Annotated in this window: 13 protein-coding genes; 7 read left to right on the forward strand and 6 right to left on the reverse strand. The window is 68.7% G+C overall.

Going from position 1 to position 16,827, the window contains the following annotated elements; genetic code table 11:
• The first annotated feature begins 9 nt into the window (after positions 1-9).
• The 4 genes from ACFWZ4_RS06720 (at position 10) to tal (ending at position 6,139) form a co-directional block, all read left to right on the forward strand.
• Positions 10-1,206, forward strand: coding sequence for a DUF3667 domain-containing protein (locus ACFWZ4_RS06720; protein WP_439703958.1), 1,197 nt, complete (start codon positions 10-12; stop codon positions 1,204-1,206).
• Between the two features lie 368 nt (positions 1,207-1,574).
• Entirely contained in the window at positions 1,575-3,740 is a 2,166-nt protein-coding gene (locus tag ACFWZ4_RS06725; protein WP_439703959.1) for a primosomal protein N', read from the forward strand.
• A 128-nt stretch (positions 3,741-3,868) separates the two neighbouring features.
• The gene (locus ACFWZ4_RS06730) at positions 3,869-5,170 is read left to right on the forward strand and encodes an NAD(P)/FAD-dependent oxidoreductase (RefSeq protein ID WP_439703960.1); all 1,302 of its coding nucleotides are present in this window, start codon (positions 3,869-3,871) and stop codon (positions 5,168-5,170) included.
• Positions 5,171-5,185: 15 nt separating this feature from the next.
• The gene (gene tal, locus ACFWZ4_RS06735) at positions 5,186-6,139 is read left to right on the forward strand and encodes a transaldolase (protein ID WP_439703961.1); all 954 of its coding nucleotides are present in this window, start codon (positions 5,186-5,188) and stop codon (positions 6,137-6,139) included.
• 141 nt (positions 6,140-6,280) lie between these two features.
• On the opposite strand, the gene rpoH is transcribed toward tal, so the two are convergent.
• The 6 genes from rpoH to ACFWZ4_RS06765 all read right to left on the reverse strand — a co-directional run bounded on the left by rpoH (position 6,281) and on the right by ACFWZ4_RS06765 (position 12,499).
• Positions 6,281-7,132: an RNA polymerase sigma factor RpoH gene (gene rpoH, locus ACFWZ4_RS06740; RefSeq protein ID WP_439703962.1), complete on the reverse strand. Its 852-nt coding sequence runs from the start codon at positions 7,130-7,132 to the stop codon at positions 6,281-6,283.
• Between the two features lie 196 nt (positions 7,133-7,328).
• On the reverse strand, positions 7,329-8,051 hold the full coding sequence (ung, locus tag ACFWZ4_RS06745) for a uracil-DNA glycosylase (protein ID WP_439703963.1): 723 nt from the start codon (positions 8,049-8,051) through the stop codon (positions 7,329-7,331).
• On the reverse strand, positions 8,048-8,884 hold the full coding sequence (locus tag ACFWZ4_RS06750) for a response regulator (RefSeq protein ID WP_439703964.1): 837 nt from the start codon (positions 8,882-8,884) through the stop codon (positions 8,048-8,050). Before ACFWZ4_RS06750 ends, ung begins: the two co-directional genes overlap by 4 nt.
• 105 nt (positions 8,885-8,989) lie before the next feature.
• The gene (ftsX, locus tag ACFWZ4_RS06755) at positions 8,990-9,961 is read right to left on the reverse strand and encodes a permease-like cell division protein FtsX (protein ID WP_439703965.1); all 972 of its coding nucleotides are present in this window, start codon (positions 9,959-9,961) and stop codon (positions 8,990-8,992) included.
• Positions 9,958-10,635 carry a cell division ATP-binding protein FtsE gene (gene ftsE / locus ACFWZ4_RS06760; protein ID WP_439703966.1) on the reverse strand — a complete coding sequence of 226 codons (678 nt, stop codon included), beginning with the start codon at positions 10,633-10,635 and terminating at the stop codon, positions 9,958-9,960. The genes ftsX and ftsE overlap by 4 nt, the downstream gene beginning before the upstream one ends.
• 154 nt (positions 10,636-10,789) lie before the next feature.
• A complete protein-coding gene (locus ACFWZ4_RS06765) occupies positions 10,790-12,499 on the reverse strand; it encodes a DEAD/DEAH box helicase (RefSeq protein WP_439703967.1) in 1,710 nt (569 codons plus the stop codon).
• 420 nt (positions 12,500-12,919) lie between these two features.
• Between ACFWZ4_RS06765 and trxA the strand changes: the two genes are divergently transcribed.
• The 3 genes from trxA to ACFWZ4_RS06780 all read left to right on the forward strand — a co-directional run bounded on the left by trxA (position 12,920) and on the right by ACFWZ4_RS06780 (position 16,767).
• Positions 12,920-13,246: a thioredoxin TrxA gene (gene trxA, locus ACFWZ4_RS06770; protein ID WP_231323066.1), complete on the forward strand. Its 327-nt coding sequence runs from the start codon at positions 12,920-12,922 to the stop codon at positions 13,244-13,246.
• 160 nt (positions 13,247-13,406) lie between these two features.
• Positions 13,407-15,182, forward strand: coding sequence for a transcription termination factor Rho (rho, locus tag ACFWZ4_RS06775; protein WP_439703968.1), 1,776 nt, complete (start codon positions 13,407-13,409; stop codon positions 15,180-15,182).
• A 217-nt stretch (positions 15,183-15,399) separates the two neighbouring features.
• Positions 15,400-16,767, forward strand: coding sequence for a glutamate--cysteine ligase (locus tag ACFWZ4_RS06780; RefSeq protein WP_439703969.1), 1,368 nt, complete (start codon positions 15,400-15,402; stop codon positions 16,765-16,767).
• Positions 16,768-16,827 lie beyond the last annotated feature (60 nt).

The following is a 16,827-nucleotide window of genomic DNA, read 5'->3' on the forward strand; positions in this document are numbered from 1 at the left end:
GGCCTCCCGATGAACGAGCTGATCGAAGCCGGCAAAGTGCACTGCGCCAACTGCGCCACGCCGCTGGAGGGCGAGTTCTGCCACCACTGCGGCCAATCCATGCACAGCGTGCTCAAGCCCGTGCATCACATGCTCGAGGACGGCATGGACATGTTCCTGCACGTGGACGGGCGCATCCTGCACACGGTGCCGCCGCTGCTCACCAGGCCCGGCTTCCTCACCATGGAGTACTTCTCCGGCCGGCGGCAACGCTACGTAGCGCCGTTCCGGCTGATGTTCGTGCTGTGCCTGCTGGCGTTCTTCGCGATGCACCTGGCGGTGAACAGGGTGATGGAAGGTCAGGGCGTGAACCTGGCCGATGCACAGCACGTGGACGAGGACGCGTTTGCCGACGCCCGCACGCCCCAGGAAGTACGCGCGCAACTGGCCGAGCAGCTGGACGGCCTGGCCGTTTCGCGCAGGGTGACTCCGGCGGTGGCGCACCCTGCGCTGGACACGAGCGAGCGACAGCTTCGCGCCATGGCCGACAAGCGACTGGTCGCGCTGGGCGCCGCACCGCTTGCGCCAGGTGCCGCTCCGGTGCCCGCAGCCAGTGTCCGGACGCCGGCGAAGCCCTCGGACAAGGCCTCTGGCCCGACCCATGTCGAGAGCAAACTGGCCGGCAAGAAGATCGAGTTCGCCTGGCTGCCCGCGTTCGTGAACGAGCGCATGAACACCTACGTCCAGCGCACGCTGGCGAACCTGAAGGAACTGAGCAATCGCGACCCGGCGGTGCGGCAAACCGCCCGCGACCGGCTGACCACGGGCGTCTTCTCGGTGCTGCCGCAAGCGATGGTCGTGATGATCCCGCTCTTCGCGCTGCTGCTGAAGCTGTTCTATTTTTTCCGGCGCCGGCTCTACATGGAACACCTCATCGTCGCCCTGCACAGCCATGCCTTCCTGTTCCTTGCGCTCCTGCTGGCCACTCTCCTGGGCATGCTTGCCGGGTGGCTGCGACCGCACGCGGCCTGGGCCGGCCACGGCGTGAACTACCTGCAGACCGCCGTCCTGCTGTGGATGCCCGCCTATCTTCTGGTGATGCAGAAGCGCGTCTACCGCCAGGGCTGGCCGATGACCCTGCTCAAATACTGGTGCGTGGGCTGGTGCTACTTCTGGCTCCTGGGGATCGTTCTGACGGTGGCTGCGGTCATGGGCGCAGGCCACTGAGAGATCGGCGTCCGGGATTGCCTGTCAAGGCGGTTTTGCACAGCGTCGTGGAACTGTCAAGGCCGCTTAGGGGAGCATGAGTGGAACGTGAACACCGTCACGCACGCTACCGCAAGCCTTTGATTTCGAAGTCCTAATTTTGCTGGTTATTTTTTGCCCAGCACGTGCCCGAGGGCCACTGTGACAGGGCTTTGACAGCACTCTCCCCGGCCCGTCCACAGACTTATCCACAACCTTTGTGGATAAGGGAATTTTCCTCCGGGAGAGAGCCACTTAGGAAAGATTCCTAGATGACTGGGCAGCACTCCCCCGGCCGGCCGCAGGGGACCGCGGGCGAGCCGCTACACTGGGCTGCCCACGAGGTGTCCATGCCCGCCGTCGTCCGCGTCGCCCTGCCGGTTCCGCTCGCCCGCCTGTTCGACTACCTGCCGCCCGCGGGCGGCGTGGCGGTCGGCAGCCGCGTGCTGGTGCCGTTCGGACGCAAGAAGATGGTCGGCGTTGTCGTGGCCGGCGACGTCGAGGCGGCCGTGGCCGGGGTGCGGCTCAAGTCCGTGCTGGCGGTACTGGACGAGGGCCCTCTGCTCGATGCCGAGCTGATGCATACCCTCGCCTGGGCGGCCGATTACTGGTTGGCGGCGCCGGGCGAGGCCTACGCCAACGCGCTGCCACTGGCGCTGCGCGAGCCACGCCCGCTGCCGGAAACCACCGACCCCTGCTACGCGCTCACCATGGCCGGGCAGAGCGCGCGCGATGCGGGCAGCCGGCGCGGCTCCAGCCGGGCGCTGCTCGACCTGCTCGCCGTGGCGCCGCTGGGCGCCGCCGAGCTGGATCTCGCCCTGCCGGGCTGGCGCCCCGCCGCGCGGCGCCTGCTGGAGGCGGCACTGGTCGAACAGCGTGCACCCGAGGCCGCGGAGCCGGCGCCCTCCCCCGCCCCGCCGCTGAGCGCCGAACAGGAGGCTGCCGTGGCGGCGGTCGCCGGCGCCGCCGGCCACTTCCAGCCATTCCTGCTCGACGGCGTCACCGGCAGCGGCAAGACCGAGGTCTACCTGGCGCTGATCGCCCAGGCGTTGGCGGCAGGCAGGCAGGCGCTGCTGCTGGTGCCGGAAATCGGGCTGGCCCCACAGACCGTGCGCCGCCTGCGCGAGCGGCTGGGCGTGCCGGTGGAGGTGATCCATTCCAACTTGGCCGAGGGCGAGCGCGCGCGCGCCTGGCTGCGCGCACGCAACGGCGAGGCGCGCGTGGTGCTGGGCACCCGCTCGGCGGTGTTCACGCCACTGCCGCAGGCCGGCCTGATCGTGGTCGATGAGGAACACGACGGCGCCTACAAACAGCAGGAAGGCTTCCGCTACCACGCCCGCGACCTGGCGCTGGTGCGCGGCCGCGCGCTGGGCGTCCCGGTGCTGCTGGGCTCGGCCACGCCGTCGCTGGAGACGCTCGCCAACGTCGAGGCCGGCCGCTACCGCTCCCTGCACCTGCGCGCGCGGCCGGGCGCGGTGCGCCCGCCGCAGGTGCAGATCGTGGACATGCGCGCGCAGCGGCTGGACCACGGCCTGTCGCCCGCGCTGCTGGCCGCGGTGGCCGAGGCAGTCGGCCGCGGCGAACAGGCGCTGGTGTTCCGCAACCGTCGCGGTTATGCGCCGGTGCTGCTGTGCCACGCCTGCGGTTGGCATGCCGAATGCCCGCGCTGCGAGCGCCCGATGACCCTGCACGCGCAACGCCGCACCCTGGTCTGCCACCACTGCGACCGCCATGCGGGCGTGCCGCCGGCTTGCCCTGCCTGCGGCGGTGCCAAACTCAAGCCCCAAGGCCAGGGCACCGAGCGGCTGGAGGAAGCGCTCACCGCACGCTTTCCCGACGTGCCGGTGCTGCGCATCGACCGCGAGACCACGCGCCGTCGGGATGCGTTCGAGCAGTTGCTGGACGGGCTGCAGGACGACGCGCCCGCGATCCTGGTCGGCACGCAGATGCTGGCCAAGGGGCACGATCTGCCCAACCTCACGCTGGTCGCCATCGTCGGCGTGGACGAGGGTCTGCACAGCATCGATTTCCGCGCGGGCGAGCGACTCGCCCAACTGGTGGTGCAGGTGGCCGGCCGCGCCGGGCGCGCGCGCAAGCCTGGCCGCGTGCTGCTGCAGACCCACCATCCCGAACACCCGCTGCTGCGCGGCCTGCTCGCGCACGGCTACGCCGCGGCCGCGCGCGAACTGCTGGCCGAGCGGCGCGATGCGCTGCTGCCGCCCTACAGCCACCAGGCGCTGCTGCGCGTGGAAGCGCACCAGCGCGCAGCGGTCGATGCCTTTCTCGCCGAGGCGCACGCGGCGCTGCCGGCCGATCCGTCGCTGCGCATCGCAGGACCCATGCCCGCGCCGATGCCGCTGCGCGCCGGGCGCCATCGCGGGCAGCTGCTGGTCGAGGCCGACGCCCGCGGCCCGCTGCATGCCGCGCTGCGGCCCTGGCAGCACGCGCTGGCCGCGCTGCCGTCGGCGCGCAAGGTGCGTTGGTCGATCGACGTCGACCCGATCGACCTTTACTGACGGTTCCCTGATCGATGCAGGAGCGCACCTGCGCGCGGCCGCGCGGTGGGACGCGCATGGCAGGGGATTCGGCTTCCGCATGCCGCGGTGGGACAATGGGCGCACGCATCCTTGCATGAGGCAGGCCCATGGACGACGGCCCGGCGCTTCCCCACGTCGTGATCCTCGGCGGCGGCTTCGGCGGGCTGGCCGCCGCCCGCGACCTCGCCGGTGCCCCGGTACGCGTCACCCTGGTCGATCGACGCAACCATCATCTGTTCCAGCCGCTGCTCTACCAGGTCGCCACCGCCGGGCTGTCGGCGCCCTCGATCGCCGCGCCCCTGCGGCAGATCCTGCGCAAGCAGGACAACGTGACCGTGCTGCTGGACGAAGCGCTGGACGTGGATCTCCAGGCGCGCCGCGTGCGCTTCGTCCACGAGTCGCTGGACTACGACTTCCTGATCGTCGCCACCGGCGCCACCCACGCCTACTTCGGCCACGACGAATGGGCGCGCTGGGCACCCGGCCTGAAGACGCTGGACGATGCCTTCGCGATCCGTCGCCGCGTGCTGCTCGCCTTCGAGCGGGCCGAGCGCGAGAACGACCTGGCCGAACGCCGGGCCTGGCTGAACTTCGTGGTGGTGGGCGGCGGCCCGACCGGCGTGGAGCTGGCCGGCACGCTGGCCGAGATCGCCCGCCACACGCTGCCGCGCGAGTTCCGACGCAGCACGCCGCACAGCGCGCGCGTGGTGCTGGTCGAGGCCGGTCCACGGTTGCTGGCGGCGTTCGATCCGGCGCTGTCTGCCAAGGCGCAGCAGCAGCTCGAGCGCCTGGGCGTGGAGGTGCGTACCGGCACCACGGTGACCGCCATCGACGACGCCGGCGTGTGCCTGCAGGACACGCCGCTGGCCGCCCATACCGTGCTGTGGGCAGCCGGCGTGGCCGCCTCGCCGCTCGGCCGCCGGCTTGGCGCGCCGGTCGATCGCGCCGGCCGCGTGCGCGTAGCAGCAGATCTCAGCCTGCCCTCGCATCCGGAGGTATTCGTGATCGGCGACCTGGCCTGCGTCGAGCGTGCGGACGGTTCGCCGGTGCCAGGCGTGGCACCGGCAGCCAAGCAGATGGGTCACCACGTTGCGCGGTGCATCCGCGCGCGCGTCGACGCCGAGTCGACGCCCGCTCCGTTCCACTACCGGGACCAGGGTGCGCTCGCCACCATCGGGCGCATGGCCGCGGTGGCACAATTCGGACGGCTGCGGCTCTCCGGCCCGCCGGCGTGGTGGGTCTGGCTCGTCGCCCACATCTACTTCCTGATCGGCTTCCGCAACCGGATGGTGGTGCTGCTGGACTGGGCCTGGGCCTACTGGACCTACGAGCGCCACGCCCGCATCGTCACCGGTGCCGACGCGGATGACGTGCCCACCGCGGACGAGCGCCCCTCCGACATCCCCTGACACACGGACCCCATCGTGCCTTCCCAACTCGAACAACTGCGCCAATACACCACCGTCGTCGCAGACACCGGCGATATCGATGCGATCGCCCGCTGGCGGCCGGTCGACGCGACCACCAACCCGTCGCTGCTGCTCAAGGTGGTCACGCAGAGCAGTTTCGCCCCCCTGCTGGAGGAGTCGCTGGCCTGGGCGCGCGCCAAGAGCCATTCGCGCGAGCAGCAGCTGGTGGATGCCGGCGACCACCTGGCGGTGGCGGTCGGGCGAAAGATCCTGGAGCTGGTCCCCGGGCGCGTGTCCACCGAGGTGGATGCGCGACTGTCGTTCGACACCGACGCCAGCATCGCCAAGGCCGAGCGGCTGATCGGGCTGTACGAGGACGCCGGCATCAAGCGCGACCGCGTCCTGATCAAGCTGGCCTCGACCTGGGAAGGCGTACGCGCGGCGCGCGAACTGGAGCGTCGCGGCATCCAGTGCAACATGACCCTGCTGTTCGCGTTCGAACAGGCGGTGGCCAGCGCCGAGGTGGGCGTGTTCCTGATCTCGCCGTTCGTGGGCCGCATCATGGACTGGTACGTGGCCAATACCGGGGTCAAGCAGTACGCGCCTGACGAGGACCCGGGCGTGCAGTCGGTGCGACGCATTTACCACTACTACAAGACCCACGGCTACGAGACCGTGGTGATGGGCGCGAGCTTCCGCAACGTCGGCCAGATCCAGGCCCTGGCCGGCTGCGACCGCCTGACGATCAGTCCCGACCTGATGGAGCAACTGGATGCGTCGGACGAGCCACTGCCGCGCCGCATGGCCGACGATGGCACCCGTACGGAACGTCCCCCGGCCATCGACGAGGCGCGCTTCCGCTGGGGCATGAACGAGGATGCGATGGCCAGCGACAAGCTGGCCGAAGGCATCCGCAAGTTCGCTGCGGACCAGCGCCAGTTGGAGAAGCTGCTGGCCGAGCGGCTCTGACGCTCCTTGCTTCTTCCGGGGAGGGGCGGAGCGGTCCGGCTCACCCCGAATCCCCTCTCCGGATGAGAGAGAAGAAGCAGAAGCGCAAAAGGCAAAAGCGGCCGCGAGGGCCGCTTTTGTCATCTGCGGTGATGGCGCAAATCAGAACAGCGCGCGCATCTTCTTCATCGCGTTCGCCTCGACCTGGCGGATGCGCTCGGCCGATACGCCGTACTCATCGGCCAGGTCCTGAAGCGTGGCCTTGTTCTCGTTGAGCCAGCGACGCTGGATGATGTCGCGCGAGCGCTCATCCAGCTTGGACAGCGCGCTGGAAAGCGTCTCCAGCTGGTTGTCGGCCTGATCGGCGTCGGACACGTTGTCGTACGGGTCGGCGCCATCGTCGACCAGGAAGGCCGCCGGTGCCGGCTTGGCATCGTCGTCCGCGTCGGCAGGTGCCTCGAAGCCGATGTCGCGACCGGACAGGCGCGATTCCATCTCGCGCACGGTCGCTTCCGGCACGCCGAGATCCTTGGCCACCACGCGCACTTCCTCGGCGTTCATCCAGCCCAGGCGCTTCTTGCTCTTGCGCAGGTTGAAGAAGAGCTTGCGCTGGGCCTTGGTGGTGGCAACCTTGACGATGCGCCAGTTGCGCAGGATGAACTCGTGCATCTCGGCACGGATCCAGTGCACCGCGAAGCTGACCAGGCGCACGCCCTGGTCCGGGTCGAAGCGCTTGACCGCCTTCATCAGGCCGATGTTGCCTTCCTGGATCAGGTCGCCCAGCTGCAGGCCGTAACCGGAGTAGCCACGGGCTACGTGGACCACGAAACGCAGGTGCGACATCACCAGCTTCTTGGCCGAACCCAGGTCGTCTTCTTCGTTGAAGCGGCGCGCCAGCGCCTGCTCCTCGTCGTGGCTGAGCACCGGGATACGGTGCACGGCGGAAATATAGGCGTCCAGACTGCCAACAACGCTGGGGATCGGCAGGTTGGCGGTCACCAAGGCTTGGGACATGTGGAACCTCCGGCAAGTAAATCGCAGCTTAGCACTCTAGTATAGAGAGTGCTAAAGGGGCGAAAAGTTCGCTGCGAGATTTAATGTACCGAATCGTACAGCAATATGGGCGGCGCGGCCAGCCCTTGCTGTGCGGTCGTGCAGCCATTGTTTACCCTGGGCGATCTATCGGTCGTGAACTGACCCGCTGGCGCGCTCAGGCGCGTAGGGAAAGCGCGTCGCGTGGTGGCAGCGACCAGTCGATGGGCGGCTGTCCGCGGCTTTCCAGATAGCGGTTGGTGGCGGAGAAGTGGCCATTCCCGATGAAGCCACGATGGGCCGACAGCGGCGAGGGATGCACCGAACTCAGCACCAGGTGGCGATTCGGGTCGACCAGGCGTCCCTTGCGCTGGGCATAGGCGCCCCAGAGCAGGAACACCAACCCCTCGCGCTCGCGGTCGAGCGCCGCAATGGCGGCGTCGGTGAAACCTTCCCAGCCCTTGTTCTGGTGCGCGCCGGCGCGGCCCTGCTCGACCGTCATCACGCTGTTGAGCAGCAGCACGCCCTGGTCGGCCCAAGGGGTTAGGCAGCCGTGGTCCGGGCGCGGGATGCCGAGGTCGCGCTCTATCTCGGCGAAGATGTTGTTGAGCGAAGGCGGCACCGGCACGCCGGGCCGCACCGAGAAGCACAGCCCATGCGCCTGGCCGGGGCCGTGATAGGGATCCTGGCCCAGGATCACCACGCGCACCTTGTCGAAGGGCGTGTGGGCGAAGGCATTGAAGATCTCCGGCCCCGGTGGATAGAGCACCTTGCCGGCTCGCTTCTCAGTGCGAAGGAAATCCGCCAGCGCGCGCATGTCCGGGCGTTCCAGGTAATCGCCCAGGCGCGCCTTCCAGGAAGGCTCCAGGCGGACGCGTTCGGCTTCGGCGGTATCGCTCACGCGCCTTCGGTTCGCTGGCGCAGGTGCCGGGCCACCCGCAACTGGAACAACAGCTTCGTGACCAGCAGCTTTTCCTCGACCGGCTTCTCGACCAGGTCGTTGGCCCCAGCCTTGAGCAGCGCGGCCTGGTTGGCGGGGTTTTCGTCGCCGGTCATGACCAGCACCGGCAGCGCACCCTTGCCATAGCCGAACTGGCTGCGGATGCGTTCGAGCAGGTCGCCGCCGGTGAGCTCGCCCTTCAGGCTGACGTCGGTGAGCACCACGTCGGCGCCGATCCGGCCTTGCGCGCGATCGGTCTCCAGCATGGCCAGGGCGTCCTCCACGCTGACCACGTGGCGCACGGTCAGGCCGATCTTCTCGAGCATGCGGCGGGTGGCCAGCGCCACTACGCGGCTGTCCTCCACGTACAGCACGGTGCCCTCGGCGGTCGCTTCCGGCCGCACGTAGCCGCGGATGAAGTCGGCCAACGCCTGGAAGCCCAGCGACTTGTCGAAATAGTCGGTGACGTCGCCCAGTTCGCGCTTGTGCAGGCGTGCGTCGACATCGCCGGAAACCACCACGATCGGCACATAGGCCTGGGCCGATTCGCGCACGTGGCGCGCCAGTTCCAGCCCGTCCATGTCGGGCAGGCGCAACGCGATGGTGATGAAGTCGAACGAACCCCGCTCGATCAGTTCGCGCGCCTCGGCGCCGCTACCGCAATCGACCAGTTCGGCTTCCGGCAATTCGGTCTTGAGCACGCGCGTGATCAGCTGGCGCACCACCTTGGAGCCATCCACCACCAGCACCCGCGGAGCGGTGCCGGCGCTGCGGCTGCCAACGTCTGCATTCATGCCCCACCCATCCACATCCGAACCCCGTGTACGCCCCGCGCGCACCCGGGACTATCTTGCACCATCACGCCTTGCACGGGTTGCGAAGGCGGTCACTAAGGGAGCCTAGGCGGCCTTGCGCAACTGCCGCGCGCTGACCAGCCGCGCGCCGATCCAGCCCAGCACGGCCGAGGCCAGCGGCACGGCCAGCAGCAGCCACCACGGCAGCGCGCCAAGGTTGAGGCTGCCGCCATAGGCGCGGTCCAGTTCCGCCGCCGGGCCGGCGAGCGACAGTTCGATCGCCAGCGCCAGCAGCGAGGCCAGCACGCCGCCGAACAGGCCGTACCAGATGCCCGCATACAGATACGGCCGGCGCACGAAGGCGCGGCTGGCGCCCAGCAGCATCTGTACGCCGATCTCCTCGCGCCGGCTGGCGATGTCGGTGCGGACGGTGTTGCCGACCACCAGCAGCGCGGCCAGCGCGAGCAAGGCGGCCAGCACCAGCACCACGCGATGGCCAACGCCCAGCAGCGCATCGAGTCGCTGCCGCCACTGGCCGCTATCCTGCACCAGGTCGACCGCGCGCTCATCGCGCAGCGCTTCGACCAGCGACCCCACCGCGGCCGCGTCGAGCCCGGCTCTGGGTTGCACCACCAGAACCCACGGCAGCGGATTGGCCTCGTCGAGCGCGTGCACGGCGCCGGAAAAACCCTGCAGCGTGGCAAGTTCGTCCAGGCCCTGCTGCGGGGACTTGACGGTCACTGCCGTCACGTCGGCGCGGCCGCGCAGTTCGCCGGCCAGCAGATTGGCCTGCGCACCGGCCTGGTCTGTCTTCAGGAATACGCTGATCGCCGGGTTCTGGCCCAGCGCGCCGCCCATCGACTGCACGTTGGCCAGCAACAGGTAGAACGCGAGCGGGAGTGCCAGTGCCAGGCCCAGCACGGCCACGGTCATCAGCGTGCCAAGCGGGCGGCCACCGAGCCGGCGCAGGCTCGCCACCGCGCTCCAGCCGTGGTGCTCGCGCCAGCCGGCGAAACGGCGGGACTGGCTGCGCTCGCTGCGCGGCGCGGCCTTTTCGGTAGCGGCAGGCGCGTTCACAGCACCTCCTCGCCCGGGATGTCGGCCACCAGCCGGCCGTGGTCGAGCACCACCACGCGCTTGTGCATGCGCTTGATCAAGGGAAGATCGTGGCTCGCGATCAGCACAGTGGTGCCGATGTCCTGGAATTCGGCGAACAGGCCCATGATCTCCACCGCCAACTGGGGGTCGAGGTTGCCAGTCGGTTCGTCGGCGATCAGCACCGCCGGGCGCGCCACGATGGCGCGCGCGATGCCGACGCGCTGCTGTTCGCCGGTGGAGAGCGAGTCGGGCAGCTGCCGCTCGTAGGAAAGCAGGCCGACCTTTTCCAGTGCGGCGCGCACGCGACGGCTGCGTTCGGCGGGCGCGATGCCGCCGATCAGCAGCGGCAGCTCCACGTTGGCGAATACCGTGCGGTCCATCAGCAGGCGGTGGTCCTGGAACACCATGCCCAGCCGGCGCCGCAACTTCGGGATGCCGCCGCGGCCGACCTTGGCCAGGGCCTGGCCGTCGACCACGATCTGCCCGTGAGAGGGCCGCTCGATCAACGCGATCAGCTTGAGCAGCGTGCTCTTGCCGGCGCCCGAATGACCGGTGACGAAGGCCATCTCGCCCGCCGCCACCTCGAAGGACAGTTGCGAAAGCGCCTCATGGCCGCCCTCGTAGCGCTTGCTCACCTGGTCGAAGCGGATCACCGCGTGTGGTTCCTTGTCCCGCACCAGGGGCAAAGGATACGGGATGCACGGGTCGGAAAGGCGGGCTCCCGATGCAGGAGCCCACCTGCGTGGCGATGCCTCCAGCGGCATCACCTGCAATGGGCTCCTGCCGCACCCGGCGGGTTCGGTGCGCTCAGCGCCCGGTGAAGAGGCGCGTCAGACGGCGGAAGAAGCTCGGCTTCTTGGAGGGCGCATCACCCACGCCCGACTGCACCGTCACCTGTCGCGACGGCCGTGACGGACCTGCGCCACGCTCGCGCGGCGGCTTGCGCTCGCCATGCGACGCGCGGTTCTCCGGCGCAGCCTGTGTCTGGGCCGCAGCATTCTCGCCGCCCTCGCGGCGGCGGCCTCGCCCACCGCGGCGACGCCGACGCTTGCGCGCGCCGTCCCCATCCACGGCCGGCGCGGCGTCCGGTGCCGCGGGACCGGCAGCCACCACGCCCGGTTGCGGCTCGGTCGCGACGGCGACCTCGCCTTCGGCGCGCGGCGGACGCGGGGCACGCGGCGGACGGCCGTCGCGCGAACCACGCTCGCCACCGCGACCGCCCTGGCGCGAGCGACCACCGGACGACTTGCGCTCGTCGCCGCGCGGCTCGACCTTGTCGCCGAATTGCGCGCTGTCGGCGGCCGCCTCGGCGGCGAATTGCGGGTCGATCTCGCGCGGCTTGGGCATCACCAGCATGTCCGCCTCGACCGTCGCCACCGGTATCTTCTGCCCGATGTAGGTCTCGATATCCGGCAGGCTCATCGCGTACAGGTCGCAGGCGAAGCTGACCGCATCACCCTCCGCACCCAGGCGCGCGGTGCGGCCGATGCGGTGCACATAGTCCTCGGCGTCCTGCGGCAGGTCGTAGTTGAAGACATGGCTGACCGCCGGAATGTGCAGGCCGCGCGCGGCGACGTCGGTGCACACCAGCATGTCGAGCTGGCCTTCCTGGAAGCGCTGCAGCAGCTTCTGGCGCTTCAGCTGCGGCACGTCGCCGGACAGCGCGCCGACGCGGTAGCCCTGGCGCTTGACCCGATCGGTGATGCGCTCGGCGGCGGCCTTGGTGTTGACGAAAACGATGCTGCGGCTGGGCTTCTCGCGCTCCAGCAGGTTGAGCAGCAGCGGCATTTTCTCTTCCTTGGCCGGGAAGTAGACCACCTGGCGCACCTTGTCGGCGGTGACGTTGTCGGTCTCCACCACCAGCTTCTCGGCCTCGTGCATGTGCTCGTAGGCCAGTTCGAGCACGCGGTGGCTGAGCGTAGCCGAGTACAGCAGCACCTGGCGCTGCTCGCGGGCCGGCAGGCGGCGGAAGATGAAGCGCACGTCCTTGATGAAGCCGAGGTCGAACATGCGATCGGCCTCGTCGATCACCATCACCTCGACGCCGTTGAAGCCGAACACCTGCTGCTTGTAGTAGTCGAGCAGGCGGCCGGGCGTGGCGATGATGATGTCGCAGCCGTCCTTGAGCTGCTGGCGCTGCTTGTCGTAGTCGACGCCGCCGTAGATCAGCGCGGTCTTGAGGCCCGTGTGGCGGCCGATGCTGCGCGCGTCCTTGTCAATCTGGATCGCCAGTTCGCGGGTCGGGGCGATGATCAGCGCGCGCGGATCGGAATCCTTGCGCTCGGCCACGGCCGGACGGGTCAGCAGGCGATTCATCAGCGCGACCAGGAAGGCGCAGGTCTTGCCGGTGCCGGTCTGCGCCTGGCCGGCGACGTCGCGGCCGGTCAGCGCAAGCGGCAGGGTCAGCGCCTGGATCGGCGTGCAGCGGGTGAAACCGGCCTCGGCGAGGCCCTGCTGCAACAGCGGGTGAAGGTCGAAATTGGCGAAAAAGGTGTCGGTCAGTACGGTTTCGGACATGGGTCACTGAGTGGGATGCGGGCGGCGCGAGGCTGGCCCGGCTCCGCCGCCGTGCGGCGCGGAACGGTTGAAGTTGCGGGGCGGGGCGACCTCGCGTGCATCCTGCCGGTCGCCTCTTTGGGGCCGGTGCGTGCGTGCAACGTCGCTGATCTCCGCCAGTGGAGGGCTTATGACCGACGGCTCCGCTGGCATAGGCGAACGGGCTGGCTTCGCGGCCCTCTCGCCTATGACAACGGAACCCTCCGTCGCCGCCCTTGAATCGCTTGAATCGCGACCCGAGTTACGCTGGAATGGAGGCCTGCCGCAATGGCAATCCCGCAGTCTTCCCGTTGGAACCCGCGCAACATGGGCGCCCCAGTGTAGCCGATGCCGGCCGCGCGGTCCTGAAACCCCTTTTTCCACGCAACCATGGAGATCCTGGTGAGCGACCTGATTACCCACGTCAACGACGATGCCTTCCAGAAGGACGTTCTGGAGTCCGACACCCCGGTGCTGCTCGATTTCTGGGCCGAATGGTGTGGTCCATGCAAGGCCATCGCGCCGATGCTCGACGAGCTGGCGCGGCAGTACGAAGGCAAGCTGCGCGTCGTCAAGCTCAACATCGATGAGAACCAGAAGACCCCCCGCACCTACGGCGTGCGCGGCATCCCGACCCTGATGGTGTTCAAGCACGGCAAGGTCGAAGCGACCCAGATCGGCGCCGTCAGCAAGGGCCAGCTGTCGCAGATGATCGACAAGGCGCTCTGATCCGCCTTTCCCGCCGCGCGCGCTTTACGGCGCCGCGCGGCGGATGCTAGATTGGCTTTCACGGCCGAAAGGGGCGGTCCGCTTCGCCCCTCCCGCGCGCTCCGCGCGACGCCCGTCCTCCCTCCTGTTTCTTCCAACGGCGCCCCCACGAGGTTTGCCCGTGTCCGATATCGAAACCCAAGACCCCTCCGACGCCAAGCGCGCCGAACCCAAGAGCGCGGACGCGCCGCGCACCCGTGCGCCGCGCAAGTCCGCCGCCGAGAAGGCCGCCGCTCCGGCACCCAGCCCGGCGCCGGCCCAGGCCGCGGCTCCGGCGCCCGCTCCGGCGCCTGCGCCTGCCCCGGCACCCGCTCCGGCGCCCGCACCCGCCCAGGCCAGCCTGCCGATGGATGCTGGCGACAACGCCCAGCGCGCGCCGCAGGAAGCGCGCGAAGGCGGCCAGAACGGCAACGGCCAGGCCGGCGGCAACGGCAGCAACGAGCGCCGCAACGACCGTAACGAGCGCGACGGCCGCGGTCGCCGTCGTCGCCATGAGCGCGGCCAGCGCCCGCAGGGTGGTCAGGGTGGCGGGCAGGGCGGTGGCCAGGGCGGCAACCAGGGCCAGCCCAACCGCAACAATCCGCGCGGCTTGCCCGAGGACGACGAGAACGCCGACATCGGCAGTAACGACCGGCTGATCAATCTCACCGAGCTCAAGCGCAAGAACGCGATCCAGCTGCTGGAATTCGCCGAATCGCTGGGCATCCAGGAAGGCGTCGCCCGCGCGCGCAAGCAGGACGTCATCTTCAACATCCTCAAGGCCCACGCCCGCTCCGGCGGCGGCATCTGGGCAGAAGGCGTGCTGGAAATCCTGCAGGATGGCTTCGGGTTCCTGCGTTCGGCGGACGAGAGCTACCTTGCCGGTCCGGACGACATCTACGTCAGTCCGAGCCAGATCCGCCGCTTCAACCTGCGCACCGGCGATTACATCACCGGGCGCGTGCGCCATCCGAAGGAAGGCGAGCGCTACTTCGCGATGCTCAAGGTCGACGACATCAACGGCGATCCGCCGGAGGCGTCGAAGAACAAGATGCTGTTCGAGAACCTGACGCCGCTGTTCCCGCGCAAGGCGTTCCACCTCGAGCGCGGCAACGGCTCCAGCGAAGACATCACCGGCCGCATCCTCGACCTCATCGCACCGATCGGCAAGGGCCAGCGCGGCCTGATCGTCTCCCAGCCGAAGTCGGGCAAGACGATGATGCTGCAGAACATCGCCCAGGCGATCCAATACAACCATCCCGAATCGCACCTGATCATCCTGCTGGTCGACGAGCGCCCGGAGGAAGTCACCGAGATCGCCCGCACCGTGCGTGCCGAGGTGATCAGCTCGACCTTCGACGAGCCGGCCGCGCGCCACGTGCAGGTCGCCGAGATGGTGATCGAGCGCGCCAAGCGCCTGGTCGAGCACAAGAAGGACGTGATCATCCTGCTCGACTCGATCACCCGCCTGGCCCGCGCCTACAACACCGTGGTGCCGAGCTCCGGCAAGGTGCTCACCGGCGGCGTCGACGCCAACGCGCTGCAGCGCCCCAAGCGCTTCTTCGGCGCCGCGCGCAACGTCGAGGAGGGCGGTTCGCTGACGATCATCGCCACCGCGCTGATCGACACCGGCTCGAAGATGGACGAGGTGATCTACGAGGAGTTCAAGGGCACCGGCAACATGGAAGTGCACCTGTCCCGTCGCATCTCCGAGAAGCGCGTCTACCCGGCCATCGACATCAACCGCTCCGGCACCCGCCGCGAGGACCTGCTGATCGATCCGGACCTGCTCGCCAAGATCTGGATCCTGCGCAAGCTCCTGCACCCGATGGACGAGCTGGCGGCGATGGAGTTCATGCTCGACAAGATGAAGAACACCAAGACCAACGACGAGTTCTTCAATTCGATGAAGCGCTGAAGACTGGCGCCATCGAGGGAGAAGCCGGCCCTTGGGCCGGCTTTTTCTTGCTGCAGTCATCGGTCGCAGGCATTGGCGTCGGCAAAGAGATCAAGCGGGCACGGCCTTTCACGACGGTTATCCAGAACCTGGGCGTACACTATTTCGACGCCCGCCCCTTTTGGGGGTCGGGCACGATCCCCATAGTGGCCCGCTCCTCCCACGCAAGGCATTGCCCGTGTCCATCCCCAGTGCCGTAAAGAGCACCCCGATCGAAAGTCGCCAGCAACTTATCGACTACCTTGCCGCCGGCGAGAAACCCCGCGAGGCCTGGCGCATCGGCACCGAGCACGAGAAGTTCGGATTCCGCATGGACGACCTGCGGCCACCGACGTTCGAGGGCGAACGCGGCATCCGTGCGTTGCTGGAGGGATTGGCCTCGCGCTACGGCTGGGACATCGCCCGCGAGGGCGAAACGCCGGTGGCCCTCACGCGGGGCAAGGCCAACATCACGCTGGAACCGGCCGGGCAGCTGGAGCTTTCCGGCGCGCCGGTGGAGAACATCCATCAGACCTGTTGCGAGGTGAACGCGCACCTGGAGGAAGTCCGGTCGGTCGCCGACGGCCTGGGACTGGGCTTTCTCGGCATGGGCTTTCAGCCCAAGTGGCGTCGCGACGAGATGCCCTGGATGCCCAAGGGCCGCTACAAGATCATGCGCGAGTACATGCCCAAGGTCGGCAGCCTCGGCCTGGACATGATGACGCGCACCTGCACGGTGCAGGTCAACCTGGATTTCTCCAGCGAAGCGGACATGGTCAAGAAATTCCGCGCGAGCCTGGCGCTGCAGCCGATCGCCACCGCGCTGTTCGCCGATTCGCCGTTCACCGAGGGCAAGCCCAACGGCTTCCTCTCCTACCGCTCGCACGTGTGGACCGACACCGACCCGCATCGCACCGGCATGCTCGATTTCGTGTTCGAAGACGGCTTCGGTTACGAGCGCTACGTCGATTACATCCTGGGTGTGCCGATGTACTTCAGCTACCAGGACGGGCGCTACATCGACCTGGCTGGGCAGGACTTCCGCCGCTTTCTCGATGGTCGCCTGGACGCGGTGCCGGGCACGCGCGCGACGATGAAGGACTGGGCCGACCACCTCACCACCGCCTTCCCCGAGGTGCGCCTGAAGCAGTATCTGGAGATGCGCGGCGCCGACGGTGGCCCGTGGAACCGCCTGTGCGCGCTGCCCGCGCTATGGGTCGGCCTCCTCTATGACGACGAGGCGCTGGACGCGGCATGGGAGCTGGTCAAGGACTTCACCATGGAAGAACGCCACGCGCTACGCGATGGCGTGCCCAGGCAGGCGCTGAAGCTGCCCTTCCGTGGCGGGACCGTGCGCGACCTGGCGGCGCAGACGCTGAAGATCGCCATGCATGGCCTGAAGCGCCGCGCGCGGCTGAACCGCAACGGCGCCGACGAGAGCATCTTCCTGGAACCGATGATCGAAATCGTCGAGGCCAACCAGACGCCCGCCGAGCGCAAGCTGGAGCTGTTCCACGGCCCGTGGGGCGGAAGCGTCGACCCGGTGTTCCGGGAGTTCGCGTACTGAGGCAACGCTCCTTCCCCACTCCGTGGAGGGAGCTGACGCCCGGTTCTGCAAACGGCCAGT

This window comes from Frateuria sp. GZRe12, assembly GCF_051900535.1.
In the GTDB taxonomy this organism is placed as follows: Bacteria; Pseudomonadota; Gammaproteobacteria; order Xanthomonadales; family Rhodanobacteraceae; genus Frateuria_A.